The sequence below is a fragment of the Pseudomonas sp. B424 genome, assembly GCF_055408345.1.
Genome location: NZ_JBUZTL010000018.1, coordinates 81077 through 94926, shown reverse-complemented (window position 1 = coordinate 94926; position 13850 = coordinate 81077). Strand labels below are relative to the sequence as shown.

Sequence of the window (13850 nt, the reverse complement as noted above, 5' to 3'; positions counted from 1 at the left end):
ATGGAACGCATCTACATTGGAATGGGCAGCAATCTGGCTGACCCGGCAGATCAATTGCGCAGTGCTGTCCAGGCACTGGCGCAATTGCCTGACTCCCGACTTGCAGGGGTTTCAGCGTTCTATCAAAGCGATTCGTTGCTGGCGGGTCAGCCGCGCTACACCAATGCCGTGGCCGCCATCGACAGCACGCTGGCGCCTTTGGACTTGCTCGATGCGCTACAAGCCATTGAACTTGACCAGGGCCGCGAACGCCACGAACGTTGGGGCCCGCGCACCCTGGACCTGGACATCCTGCTGTTCGGCGATCACCTGATCGATGAACCACGCCTCAAAGTCCCGCATTACCACATGCAGGCACGACCTTTCGTACTCTACCCGCTGGCCGAACTGGCCCCTGCTGACTTGAAACTCGCCGACGGCCGTACTCTGGCCCAGCTATTGGCGGATTGCCCGTTTGTCGGTCTGGAACGCCTCGGCAGCCAACGCTGAAACGAATCAATAAGCGCTCAGTAACACCCAGAATTGACTTCCCGTGTCCTCGTCACGACTATAGGCATCCCGCTGCCGTCCACTGGGCGGCGCAATGTGAAAAGCAGGCTTTATAAGCACCCTTTATAACGGTGTGCCTGTTCATAACGATGAATCACACGCGTTACTCGCAGTGGTTATCACACTGCCTGACGAGGATCCTTTTCATGCCAGCTATTACCCTGACCACCCTGCAAAGCCTTAAGCAGAAAGGTGAAAAAATCACCATGCTGACGTGCTATGACGCCACCTTCGCCCATGCCTGCAATCAGGCCGGTGTTGAAGTGCTACTGGTAGGCGACTCCCTGGGCATGGTTCTACAGGGGCATGACAGCACATTGCCTGTGACGACCGCCGACATGGCCTATCACGTGGCCTGCGTCAAACGCGGCAACCAGGACGCTCTGATTCTCGCCGACATGCCCTTTATGGCTAACGCGACACTCGAACAAACCCTGAACAACAGCGCTCAGCTGATGAAGGCCGGTGCGCATATGGTCAAAGTCGAAGGTGCGGTCTGGCTGGCCGAGTCGATCCGTGTCATGACCGAGCGCGGCATTCCGGTCTGCGCGCACATGGGCCTGACCCCGCAAACAGTGAATGTGCTGGGCGGCTACAAAGTGCAAGGGCGCAACGAAAATCAGGCCCGCCAAATGCGCGCTGATGCCATTGCCCTCGAGCAGGCGGGCGCGGCCATGCTGCTGCTCGAATGCGTACCGAGCGAGCTGGCTGCAGAAATCACCCACGCGGTCAAAATCCCGGTGATCGGCATTGGCGCCGGCAGCGACACAGACGGCCAGGTCCTGGTGCTGCACGACATGCTCGGCCTGTCATTGACCGGTCGCTCGCCCAAGTTCGTGAAGAACTTCATGACTGGCCAGCCTGATATCCACGGCGCCCTCAGCGCGTATGTAACTGAAGTCAAAGCCGTCAGTTTTCCTGGTACCGAACACGGATTCTCTGCATGAACACAGTTAAAACCGTTCGCGAATTGCGCGCCGCTGTAGCCCGCGCACGCCGTGAAGGCAAACAGATAGCCCTGGTTCCGACGATGGGCAATCTGCACAGTGGCCACGCCGCCCTGGTGACCACTGCCGCGCAGCAAGCCGACTTTGTGGTTGCGAGCATTTTTGTGAACCCGCTGCAATTTGGCGCGAACGAAGATCTTGATACCTACCCGCGCACACTGGCAGCCGATCAGGAAAAACTCCTGCAAGCGGGCTGCCATTTACTGTTCGCTCCCACCGTTGAAGAAATGTACCCCAACGGCATGGACGGTCTGACCCGTGTCACCGCCGCCCAACTCAGCAACGAACTGTGCGGGAGCCGTCGTCCGGGGCATTTCGACGGTGTGACCACCGTGGTCACAAAGCTGTTCAACATGGTTCAGCCGGACCTCGCGATCTTTGGGCAGAAGGACTACCAGCAGCTGGCAGTCATTCGCGCCATGGTCAACGACCTCAACATGCCGGTCCAGATCATCAGCGAACCCACCGTGCGTGCCGACGATGGCCTGGCGCTGTCATCGCGCAATGGTTACTTGAGTGCAGAGCAACGCGCCCTGGCGCCAGCGCTGTACCGCCACCTGAGCGAGATGGCGCGCGCTATCGTCGCCGGTGAGCGCGATTACCCGGCACTGGTCAACCAGCACCTGGCGCACATCGAAGCCACAGGCTTTCGCCCCGACTACCTGGAAATTCGCCACGCGGGCACCTTGCTCCCGGCACAACCCGCAGATCGCGACCTGGTGATTTTGGTCGCGGCCTACCTGGGCGCTACGCGTTTGATCGACAACGTGCACTTAAACCTCGACAGCCCGCTCTGACAGAACGGGCTGTGCGGAACCGCGGAATGACCCGCACTCCATAACGAAACACTGAATCGTTTCAGCACGTGTGACGCAGCGGTGACAAAAGTTACTGTTTGTTGTCAGACAAAGCCAAGACAGAAGCAGGCGAGAGGGTTACTGTAATCGCCCTGCTTCTAGCTGATGTGCAGAATCAGACCGACCGAACACCTCGCCAGCAATAAAGGGTGTAGGCGTATTCAGTGTCCAAGGCAGTTCAAGCAAAAAAGGATATCCGCAGCGATGGCGTACTACCGCACCCCTCATGACGTTACCGCTCTGCCCGCTTGGCAAGCGTTGAAACTACACCGTGCCGGCATGCAAAACTTCAGCATGCGCGACGCGTTTAACAGCAACCCCAAGCGTTTTGAAGAATTCACCCTGAGCAGCTGCGGGCTGTTTCTGGATTACTCGAAAAACCTGATCAACAACGAAACCCGTGACCTGCTGGTCAACCTCGCCAACGAGGTCGACCTCAAAGGTGCGATCAAGTCGCTGTTTGGCGGTGAAATCGTCAACGCCTCTGAAGGTCGCCCGGCCTTGCACACCGCGCTGCGCCGCCCTGTTGCCGACAAACTGTCGGTCAACGGCGTGAATATCATGCCCGAGGTGCACAAAGTCCTGAACCAGATGACTGAACTGGTCGGCCGGATTCACGACGGCCTGTGGCGCGGTTACACCGAAAAACCGATCACCGACATCGTTAACATCGGTATTGGCGGCTCGTTCCTGGGCCCCGAGCTGGTATCTGAAGCTCTGCTGTCCTACGCCCAAAAAGGTGTGCGCTGCCATTATCTGGCGAACATCGACGGCAGTGAATTCCATGAACTGACCGCAAAACTGCGCGCAGAAACCACGCTGTTCATCGTTTCGTCAAAATCCTTCAACACCCTCGAAACCCTGAAAAACGCTCAGGCGGCACGGGCCTGGTACCTGGCTCAGGGCGGCTCTGAAGCAGAACTGCATCGCCACTTTATCGCCGTGTCGAGCAACAACGCGGCGGCTGTAGCCTTCGGTATCCGTGAAGAAAACATCTTCCCGATGTGGGACTGGGTTGGCGGGCGTTACTCGCTGTGGTCGGCCATTGGCTTGCCCATTGCGCTGGCGATCGGCATGTCCAACTTCAAGGAGCTGCTGTCCGGCGCCTACAGCATGGACCAGCACTTCCAGACCGCACCGTTCGAGCAGAACATGCCTGTGCTGATGGCAGCACTGGGCGTCTGGTACGGCAACTTCTGGGGTTCGCAGAGCCACGCGATCCTGCCGTATGACCACTACCTGCGTAACATCACCAAGCACTTGCAACAGCTGGACATGGAGTCCAACGGCAAGAGCGTGCGCCAGGACGGCACCCCGGTGTCCACCGACACGGGCCCGGTGATCTGGGGTGGCGTGGGCTGCAACGGTCAGCATGCGTATCACCAGTTGCTGCATCAAGGCACCCAGCTGATCCCGGCTGACTTTATCGTGCCGATTGTCAGCTTCAACCCGGTTGCCGATCACCATCAGTGGCTGTATGCCAACTGCCTGTCGCAAAGCCAGGCGCTGATGCTGGGTAAAACCCGCGAAGAAGCCGAAGCGGAACTGCGCGACAAAGGCATGTCCGAAGAAGAAGTGCAAAAACTTGCGCCGCACAAGGTGATTCCGGGCAACCGCCCGAGCAATACCCTGGTGGTTGAACGCATCAGCCCGCGCCGTCTGGGCGCACTGGTTGCGCTGTACGAGCACAAGGTCTTTGTACAAAGCGTTATCTGGGGCATCAACGCCTTTGACCAGTGGGGTGTAGAGCTGGGCAAAGAGCTGGGCAAGGGCGTATACAATCGCCTGACCGGCAGCATCGAAGACGCCGCCGATGATGCATCGACCCAAGGTCTGATCAACTACTTCCGCGGTCGTCATCGCGGTTGATTGCTAGGGCCTGTTGACGTTTCGGGTCGCGTGTCATAACGAAACGTCAACAGCCCTGGCCGGCCAGTCTCCCCGACTGGCCGGCACAACCGAGGTTCCATGGAATTTATCCGCATCCCCATCGAACGCCAGATCATGAGCCTGACCGGGCTTTCACTCGGCCAGCTCGACCTCGAAAATCCCAAGGGCGACCCCGGCCTCTTCGGCCCGGACTCTATCAGTTGGCAGGTACATGGTGATTTCACCAGCATGCTGATTGGCGGCATCAGCGCCTTGATGCTGCAAGCCTTGCACCCACTGGCACTGGCCGGGGTGTGGGACCACTCCAATTTCCGTCAGGACATGCTGGGCCGGCTACGCCGTACCGGACAGTTCATTTCCGGCACCACGTTTGGCGCCACAGGCGATGCCAACTGGCTGATCGAAAAGGTGCGCACCATTCACCTGCAAGTCACAGGCACCGGCCTTGATGGCCGCCCGTATGCCGCCAGCGACCCCGAGTTGCTGACCTGGGTGCATGTGGCCGAAGTCAGCAACTTCCTCGCCACCCATCTGCGTTATCGCAACCCACATTTATCCGGCGCAGATCAGGATCGTTACTACGACGAAATCGCAATGATCGCTGAACGTCTGGGCGCCACGAACGTGCCCCGTTCCCGTCAACAAATCGCTGATTACCTTGACCGTGTCCGCCCTCAATTGCTGTGTGATGAACGCAGCCACGAAGTGATTCGTCTGTTGCTCAACGCCCCCTCCCCCAGTCTGCTGGCCAAACCCTTTGGGGCTCTGATGATGCAGGCCGGTATCGACTTGCTGCCGGACTGGGCCAGCGACCAGCTTGGCCTGTACCAGCGCCCATTGGCCCGCAAACTGGTGCGGGCCGGGGTTAAAAGCACCGCGCCAATCCTGCGCTGGGCCGTGCGCAATGGCTCGGTGCAACGGGCGCGGCGGCGTATGGGACTGGCATGACTGGCGCCGAGCTTTTGTAGTCGCTGCCGAGGGCTGCGGCAGGGTGACTTCTATGCCACCATGCCCGCCTGATTCCGAGCACTGCACTCCAAAAATAAAGAGGACTCACGCTATGCAAGACGTCGTAATTGTTGCCGCAACACGCACGGCTGTTGGTAGCTTCCAGGGTTCGCTGGCCCAGGTCCCGGCCGTTGAGCTGGGCGCGGCAGTGATTCGCCAGTTGCTGGCACAAACAGGACTGGAGGGCGCTCAAGTCGACGAAGTCATCATGGGCCAGGTACTGACCGCCGGCGCCGGGCAAAACCCGGCCCGTCAGGCGGCCATCAAGGCCGGGCTGCCCTTCGCGGTGCCAGCCCTGACCCTGAACAAGGTCTGCGGTTCAGGCCTCAAGGCCTTGCACCTGGCCGCGCAGGCCATTCGCTGCGGCGATGCCGAGGTGATCATTGCCGGCGGCCAGGAAAACATGAGCCTGTCCAACTATGTCATCCCCGGCGCCCGCACCGGGCTGCGCATGGGCCACAGCCAGATCGTCGACACCATGATCAGCGACGGCCTTTGGGATGCGTTCAACGATTACCACATGGGCGTCACCGCCGAAAATCTTGTGGCCAAATACGGTATCAGCCGCGAAGAACAGGATGCCTTCGCCGCCGCCTCACAGCAAAAAGCCACAGCCGCCATTGCCGCCGGACGCTTTGTGGATGAAATCACCCCGATCCTGATCCCGCAGCGCAAAGGCGATCCGATTGCCTTCGCGACAGACGAACAACCCCGGCCCGGCACCACCGCCGAGTCACTGGCCAAGCTGAAGCCTGCCTTCAAGAAAGACGGCTCTGTCACGGCCGGTAACGCGTCCTCGCTCAACGATGGCGCCGCCGCAGTGATGCTGATGAGTGCCGCCAAAGCCCAAGCCCTGGGCTTGCCGGTGCTGGCCAAAATCGCCGCCTACGCCAATGCCGGTGTCGATCCGGCCATCATGGGCATCGGCCCGGTCAGCGCTACTCAACGCTGCTTGAGCAAAGCCGGCTGGAGCCTTGAGCAACTGGACCTGATCGAGGCCAACGAAGCGTTCGCAGCGCAAGCCTTGTCAGTGGGCAAGGAGTTGAACTGGGATACGGACAAGGTCAACGTCAACGGTGGCGCGATTGCCATTGGCCACCCGATTGGTGCGTCAGGTTGCCGTATCCTCGTGACCCTGCTCCACGAAATGATCAAGCGTGACGCGAAAAAAGGCCTCGCCACCCTGTGCATCGGTGGTGGTCAGGGTGTAGCGCTGGCGATCGAGCGCGAGTAACCACACCCTTTATGGGAGCGGGCTTGCCCGCGATGCAGACTACGCGGTCTGCCGGTTAAACCGCTCGGATGCAATCGCGAGCACGCTGGCTCCCACACTGAAGTTTCGTACACCCTATTCTGCTAAACTGCCGCGCCTTATCCATCCCCCAAGGCGCATCGCATGTCTTCCTTGAATCAGGCGCTGCGCGCCGCCCTCGATAACCGTCAGGACTTGCTGGCCGGGCTGCATGCCCAGGGCACTGATTGCTATCGCCTGTTCCACGGCAGCCAGGAAGGTGCTGGCGGCCTGACCATCGACCGTTACGGCCCGCAACTGCTGGTGCAAAGCTTTCACCAGCGCCTTGAGCGCGATGACTTGCTGCAACTGCATGACGCCATCAATCGTCACCTGGGCCTTGACCTGTTGCTGGTCTACAACGATCGCTCCCAGGGCAACTCGCGCATTGATCGCGAAGACACGGTTTATCGCGCCGAAGAAGCCGCGCTTGAAGACACCATAGGTCACGAATGGGGCCTGAAGTACCGCGTGCGCGGGCGCCATGCCGGCCAAGACCCGCTGCTGTTTCTCGACCTGCGCAACGCTCGCGGCTGGGTCAAGGAACACAGCGCCGGTAAAAGCGTGCTCAACCTGTTCGCCTACACCTGTGGCGTCGGCCTGAGTGCCGCCGCCGGTGGTGCCAGCGAAGTCTGCAACCTCGATTTCGCCGAAGGCAACCTGGCGGTTGGCCGCGAAAACGGCCTGCTGAACCCCGAGCTCCCCAAGATGAAGTTCGTGCAGTCGGACTATTTTGCCGCCATCCGCCAACTGGCCGGGCTGCCGATCATTCAACGCCGCCACAAGCTGCCGGCCTACCCGCGCCTTGATCAGCGTGAATATGACCTGGTACTGCTCGATCCGCCGGCCTGGGCCAAGAGCGCGTTCGGCACGGTCGACCTGCTGCGCGATTATCAGAGCCTGCTCAAGCCTGCAGTCCTGGCAACCGCACCGGATGGTGTACTGATCTGCTGCAATAACCTGGCAAAAGTGGGTATGGACGACTGGCGCGAACAGGTGCTGCGTTGCGCCGAGAAAGCTGGCCGTCCGGTTCGCGACTGGCAAGTGCTGGCCCCGGCCAGTGACTTTCCGTCCATGGATCAGCAACCACCGTTGAAAACGCTGATTTTGCAGTTCTAAACCCCCGGCGGGGAAATAAAGCTCCCCTGAAAGAAGGCGTCCGTCTCGGAACCAGAATCGCGTGCCATACTCAAACGCACTTCCGACTGCTATAGACGACGCCCAAACATGCTCAAAGGATTGATCCGCGCCATTGGCGCCGTGCTGATTGCCATTGCACTTTATAGCGTGCTGGGCTTCCTGATATTGCCCGGCATAGGCTTGCGCATCATCAACCAGCAACTGGCCAACTACGCCACGGTGCCGGCAAAGCTCGACCGGCTGGAATTCAATCCGTTCAGCCTGGAGCTGACATTGTGGGGTTTGAAAGTCGGCGAACCGGGCAAGGAGCAGGTCGGGTTAGAGCGTCTTTATCTCAATCTGCAAACCGACAGCCTGTGGACCAAAGCCCTGCACCTGGCAGATGTGCAGCTGGACAAGCCTAAAACCGAGTTGCTGTTCAACAAGGACGGCACGCTCAACCTGACACAACTGTTCAAACTCCCTGCCAGCGACCCGACCCCGAGCGATCCAGAGAGCAAACCTTTCCCGGTTCGCATCGACAACATCAAGCTCGCTGACGGCTACCTGCATTTCACCGATATGCGCCCCGGCGAACCCATCGAGTTCCTGTACGACTCGATGGACCTTGAACTGAAAAATCTCAGTACCCTGCCCGATGACAACGCCGACATGACGCTGGTAGCGGTAGGTCCCGCAGGCGGGCGCGTTGACTGGAGCGGTACGCTGAGCATCGTGCCCATCACCTCCACCGGCAAACTTAAAGTCACCGATGGCCAGATGAAAACCTGGTGGCCCTATGTGCGGGACGCAGTGCCGCTGGTGCTTGAAGATGGCGTCCTTAACTTCAGCACCGATTACACACTCAACCTGTCCAAAGAAACCGAGATGATGCTCAGCAACGCCTCGGCAAGCATCTCGCCGCTCAAGATCAACGCCCCGGACGGACGCCCACTGGTGCGTCTGGAACGCCTGGACGTCAGCGATACCAGCGTAGACCTGGCAAAGCAGAAGGTGGTTGTAGGCAAGATTCAGAGCAAGAACCTCGAAACCTGGGCCGCCCGCGAGAAAGACGGTCAGCTTGACTGGCAAAAACTGTTTGCCAGCCAACCCGAGAAAGCAGCGCACAAAGCGGACGAGGTGGTGACGGTTGAAGCACCTAAACCTGCGCCCGTTGCACCGGGTAAACCCTGGGAAGTGCTGCTCAAGGATGTTGAGCTGCGCGACTACCGTGTACACCTCGCCGACAACGAGCCCAAAACCCCGGTGGCACTGGATATCGGGCCGCTCAACCTGAACCTCAAAGACTTCGACAGCCTGAACCGCTCCCCCTTCACCCTCAACCTCGACACGGGTGTGGGCAAACAGGGCCAGCTCACGGCCAGCGGCGACGTCAACCTGAGCCCGGTGAGTGCCAGGCTCAACGTCACGACCAAAGACATCGACCTGCGCGTGGCCCAGGCTTACATCGACCCCTTCATACGCCTTGAGCTGCGCAGCGGCATGCTCGGCAGCGACCTGGCGGTCAACCTCAAAAGCACCGAACCGCTGGCCTTTACCGTAGAAGGCCGGGCCCAGGTCGATCAGTTGCACACACTGGATACGCTAAAAAACCGTGACTTCCTCAAGTGGCAGAAACTGGTGCTGGACGACGTGAAGTACCAGCACGGTGACAGCCTGTCGGTGGCCCGGGTCAATTTCGAAAAACCCTATGTACGTTTCATGATCAACGACGATCGCACCACCAACGTCGATGACCTGCTGATCCCGCAACCCGCAGGCAGCACGGCCAAAAGCACGGCCAGCAAGAGCAGGCCGCTTGGCATCCACATAGGCGCAATTGCGATCAACGACGGCTCGGCCAACTTCGCCGACTTTAGCCTGACACCGAACTTCCAGACTGCCGTTCAACAGCTCAATGGCCAGATCGGCACTATCGATAGCCGCAATGCCAAGCCGGCCCCGGTCAACATAGCGGGCAAGGTCGACCGCTATGCGCCAGTGACCATCAAGGGCAGCGTCAACCCGTTTGACCCGATGGCCAGCCTGGATATCGCCACCAGCTTCAAGCGTGTCGAACTGACGACCCTGACCCCCTACTCCGGCAAGTTTGCCGGCTACCGCATACGCAAGGGTCGCCTGAACCTTGATCTGCATTACATGATCAGCAACGGCCAGCTCAAGGCCGAGAACAAACTGGTAGTCGAGCAGTTGCAGCTGGGGGAGAAAGTCGACAGTCCCGATGCAGTGGATCTGCCGATCAAACTGGCTATTGCCTTGCTCAAGGACACCGACGGCAAGATCTCCATCGAACTGCCGATCAGCGGCGACCTCAACAATCCGCAGTTCAGTGTGATGCCGATTATCTGGCAGACCGTACGCAACCTGGTGCTGCGCGCCGCACAAGCCCCCTTCAAGTTCATTGGCGGACTGATCAGCGGCGGTGGCGCTGAGGACCTGGGCACAGTGTCGTTCACGCCAGGATCAAGCGAGCTGAGCCCGGAGGCGCAAAAAGCGCTGACCACTCTGGCCCAGGCCCTCAAGGAACGCCCGGCCCTGCGCCTGGAAATCGAGGGTACCGCCGCACAGAGCAGCGATGGCCCGCACATTGCGCAGGATCGCCTTGAGCGCGAGTATCAGTACAACTTCTACAAAATCCTCCAGCGCCGTGGAGACAAGGTGCCAGCCCAGGCATCCCTGCTCAAAGTGCCGGAGGATGAGAAAGCGGCCTTGCTGGAAGGTATTTACCGCACCCGCCTCAAACAGCAGCCGCCTGCCGAGTGGGCTGATCTGAGCCGTGATGAGCGAGCCGCCAAAATGAGTGCTGCATTGATCGACTTCTGGAGCAAAAGCGAAGTGCTGTTGCGCCAACTGGGTCAGGACCGCGCAAGCAGTATCAAGGACTTCCTGGTGGATAAAGGCCAGCTGGCTGACGACCGCGTGTACTTTATCGACGCTACGCTGGGCGAGGCCGAAAGCGATGGCCGGGTGATCTCACCGCTGCACCTGGATAGCGAGTAAGTATCTGACTATGCCTGGAGCCTGCAGGCAGTTCGGTTGGCCTGGCTCTGCGCCGTGATGCAATCGCTGGCAAGCCAGCTCCTGCACAAACGGTACTACGCAAATAGAACAGCCCCCGACGCAAGCGCCGGGGGCTGTAATGGTCACATCCGTGTGACCGTCGCATGAACCTCTTTAAAAGCCAGCAGGCGTACTACTTGAATCACCTGCTACGACTTTGTCCCCCGGTTCTACGAGCAAGGGTGGTTTATTCCGCTTTCAGGCCATCAGCCGAGACAGCTTTGACGCCTTTGATCTTTTTGGCGATGGCAACCGCGATGTCTTTTTGGGCTTCAGTCACTGGAACCATGGAAGATAGGGAAACAACGCCTTTGTTCGTTTCAACCTTGATGTCTGTGCCTGGAATGCCTTTTTCAGTGACCAGATCAGCTTTCACTTTGGTCGTGATCCAAGTGTCAGAAGTAGCTTCCTTGGCTTTGGTTACTTCGCCAGCAGCCACGACCATTGGTGCCTGGTTAGTCGCTTGAGCAGCAAATGCAGCGTTGGCCATGGTCAGGGTCAGAGCGGTGGCAGTTGCAGCAGCGATAGCGAACTTCTTCATACGAGTAACTCCTGTCTTCTTCAAAATCTGCGCCGTCTTCTGGCAGCAGGGTTACCTATAGTGTTGCAGGGGTTGTGCCAACTTCCAGATTTAAATAAATCCTTATAAATCAACAGCTTATAAACAAGATGAAAACAGATCGTCGTGCATAATGCATGACCGGCTGCGAACCTGCATGCAAGTTGCGGTTTTTCACTGATGGCCCGCCGCCCGCCGTGCCGACTTTTCTCCAGACATAAAAAAAGGACCCTTGAGGGTCCTTTTTTCAACGCAGGTATCGGGGGGCTATTAAGCTTCCGAAGCCTTGGCTGCTGCTACGTCCTTGATGGACAGCTTGATACGGCCGCGGTTGTCCACGTCCAGTACCAATACTTCCACTTCCTGACCTTCTTTCAGAATGTCAGTCACTTTCTCAACGCGAGCATCGCTCAGCATGGAGATGTGAACCAGGCCGTCTTTGCCCGGCAGGATGTTTACGAATGCGCCGAAGTCGACGATACGCTCAACCTTGCCCACGTAGATCTTGCCGATTTCGGCTTCAGCAGTGATGCCCAGAACACGCTGACGCGCCGCTTCTGCTGCTTCTTTGGTTTCGCCGAAGATCTTGATCGAACCGTCGTCTTCGATATCGATCGAAGCTTTGGTTTCTTCACAGATTGCACGGATGGTCGCGCCGCCTTTACCGATAACATCACGGATTTTGTCGGTGTCGATCTTCATCGCAATCATGGTCGGAGCGTTGGCCGACAGTTCGTTGCGCGATACGGCAATGATCTGGTTCATCTGACCCAAGATATTCAGGCGAGCGTCCAGGGCTTGGCCCAGTGCGATCTCCATGATTTCTTCGGTGATGCCTTTGATCTTGATGTCCATCTGCAGCGCGGTAACACCTTTGGCGGTACCGGCTACTTTGAAATCCATGTCGCCCAGGTGATCTTCGTCACCCAGGATGTCGGTCAGAACTGCGAATTTCTCGCCTTCTTTAACCAGACCCATGGCGATACCGGCAACAGGTGCCTTCATCGGAACACCAGCGTCCATCAGTGCCAGGGAAGCACCGCAGACCGAAGCCATGGAGCTGGAACCGTTGGACTCGGTGATTTCCGATACAACACGGATGGTGTACGGGAACACGTCGGCGGCAGGCAGCATGGCCTGAACCGAACGGCGGGCCAGACGACCGTGACCGATTTCGCGACGACCAGCGCCACCCATGCGACCACACTCACCTACCGAGAACGGAGGGAAGTTGTAGTGCAGCATGAACGGGTCTTTTTTCTCGCCTTCCAGGGTGTCCAGCAGCTGCGCGTCACGGGCAGTACCCAGAGTTGCAACAACCAGTGCCTGAGTTTCACCACGGGTGAACAGAGCCGAACCGTGGGTCTTTGGCAGAACGCCTACTTCGATGTTCAGCGGGCGAACAGTCTTGGTGTCACGACCATCGATACGCGGCTTGCCGTTAACGATGTTTTCGCGAACGGTGCGGTATTCGATTTCACCGAAAGCAGCTTTGACTTCGCTAGCCGAAGGCTGGCCTTCTTCACCGGACAGCTTGGCAACAACCTGGTCTTTCAGCTCGCCCAGACGTGCATAACGCTCGTGCTTGACGGTCAGGGTGTAGGCCTGGGAGATCGCTTCACCGAACTCGGCACGGATAGCGCCCAGCAGTTCGGTAGCTTCTGGAGCCGGAGCCCAGTCCCATGTTGGTTTTGCAGCTTCGGCAGCCAGCTCTTTAACAGCCTGGATCACAACCTGGAATTCGTCGTGAGCGAACAGTACCGCGCCCAGCATCTGGTCTTCGGTCAGCTCTTTGGCTTCCGATTCAACCATCAATACGGCTTCCGACGTACCGGCAACAACCATGTCCAGGCTCGAAGCGGCCAGTTGCTCGTAAGTCGGGTTCAGCAGGTAGCCGGTGCTTTCGTGGTAAGCAACGCGGGCAGCGCCGATCGGACCATCAAAAGGAATACCGGAGATAGCCAGTGCAGCCGAAGTACCGATCATCGCAGCGACGTCCGGATCGGTTTTTTTGCTGGTGGACAGAACGGTGCAGACAACCTGCACTTCGTTCATGAAGCCTTCTGGGAACAGCGGACGGATCGGACGGTCGATCAGACGCGAAGTCAGGGTTTCTTTCTCGGAAGGGCGACCTTCACGCTTGAAGAAACCGCCCGGGATTTTACCCGCGGCGTAGGTTTTTTCCTGGTAGTGAACCGACAGAGGGAAGAAGCCCTTGCCTGGATCAGCTTGCTTGGAGCCGACAACAGTCACCAACACGCTGACGTCGTCGTCAACGGTGACCAATACTGCGCCGGAGGCCTGACGGGCGATGCGGCCAGTCTCGAGAGTAACGGTCGACTGACCGAACTGAAATTTTTTGATAACCGGGTTCACGGTGTCCTACCTTCTTTGTGGCTCTTGGGGAACGGGTTTCTTGCGAAAGTCATGTGCAACATCGGGTATTGACCCGACTCAAGATGCTTACGAAAACAGTCTGTACGGCAAGT

At 58.6% G+C, this 13850-nt stretch carries 10 protein-coding genes; 8 read left to right on the top strand and 2 right to left on the bottom strand.

The features are described 5' to 3' along the window. From folK to ACZRMS_RS19030, 8 genes are all read left to right on the top strand, one after another. Positions 1-489 carry a 2-amino-4-hydroxy-6-hydroxymethyldihydropteridine diphosphokinase gene (gene folK / locus ACZRMS_RS19065; protein ID WP_463996568.1) on the top strand — a complete coding sequence of 163 codons (489 nt, stop codon included), beginning with the start codon at positions 1-3 and terminating at the stop codon, positions 487-489. Between the two features lie 206 nt (positions 490-695). Beyond that, positions 696-1496, top strand: a complete 801-nt coding sequence (panB, locus tag ACZRMS_RS19060) for a 3-methyl-2-oxobutanoate hydroxymethyltransferase (protein ID WP_463996567.1) — start codon at positions 696-698, stop codon at positions 1494-1496. After that, the gene (gene panC / locus ACZRMS_RS19055; protein WP_463996566.1) at positions 1493-2353 is read left to right on the top strand and encodes a pantoate--beta-alanine ligase; all 861 of its coding nucleotides are present in this window, start codon (positions 1493-1495) and stop codon (positions 2351-2353) included. Before panB ends, panC begins: the two co-directional genes overlap by 4 nt. Before the next feature lie 264 nt (positions 2354-2617). After that, the gene (gene pgi / locus ACZRMS_RS19050; RefSeq protein WP_463996565.1) at positions 2618-4282 is read left to right on the top strand and encodes a glucose-6-phosphate isomerase; all 1665 of its coding nucleotides are present in this window, start codon (positions 2618-2620) and stop codon (positions 4280-4282) included. Positions 4283-4381: 99 nt separating this feature from the next. Continuing rightward, the gene (locus ACZRMS_RS19045; protein ID WP_463996564.1) at positions 4382-5251 is read left to right on the top strand and encodes an oxygenase MpaB family protein; all 870 of its coding nucleotides are present in this window, start codon (positions 4382-4384) and stop codon (positions 5249-5251) included. A 112-nt stretch (positions 5252-5363) separates the two neighbouring features. Then, the gene (locus ACZRMS_RS19040) at positions 5364-6545 is read left to right on the top strand and encodes an acetyl-CoA C-acetyltransferase (RefSeq protein ID WP_463996563.1); all 1182 of its coding nucleotides are present in this window, start codon (positions 5364-5366) and stop codon (positions 6543-6545) included. A gap of 162 nt (positions 6546-6707) precedes the next feature. Continuing rightward, positions 6708-7721 (top strand): class I SAM-dependent rRNA methyltransferase, encoded by a 1014-nt coding sequence (locus ACZRMS_RS19035; RefSeq protein WP_463996562.1) that lies wholly within the window; start codon positions 6708-6710, stop codon positions 7719-7721. Positions 7722-7829: 108 nt separating this feature from the next. Further along, a complete protein-coding gene (locus ACZRMS_RS19030) occupies positions 7830-10742 on the top strand; it encodes a DUF748 domain-containing protein (protein ID WP_463996561.1) in 2913 nt (970 codons plus the stop codon). Between the two features lie 247 nt (positions 10743-10989). Here the strand turns inward: ACZRMS_RS19030 and ACZRMS_RS19025 are convergent, their stop codons facing one another. Together ACZRMS_RS19025 and pnp are read right to left on the bottom strand one after the other, a co-directional pair. Beyond that, the gene (locus tag ACZRMS_RS19025; RefSeq protein ID WP_463996560.1) at positions 10990-11343 is read right to left on the bottom strand and encodes a BON domain-containing protein; all 354 of its coding nucleotides are present in this window, start codon (positions 11341-11343) and stop codon (positions 10990-10992) included. A gap of 288 nt (positions 11344-11631) precedes the next feature. Further along, the gene (pnp, locus tag ACZRMS_RS19020; RefSeq protein ID WP_463996559.1) at positions 11632-13737 is read right to left on the bottom strand and encodes a polyribonucleotide nucleotidyltransferase; all 2106 of its coding nucleotides are present in this window, start codon (positions 13735-13737) and stop codon (positions 11632-11634) included. Between the last annotated feature and the right edge of the window lie 113 nt (positions 13738-13850).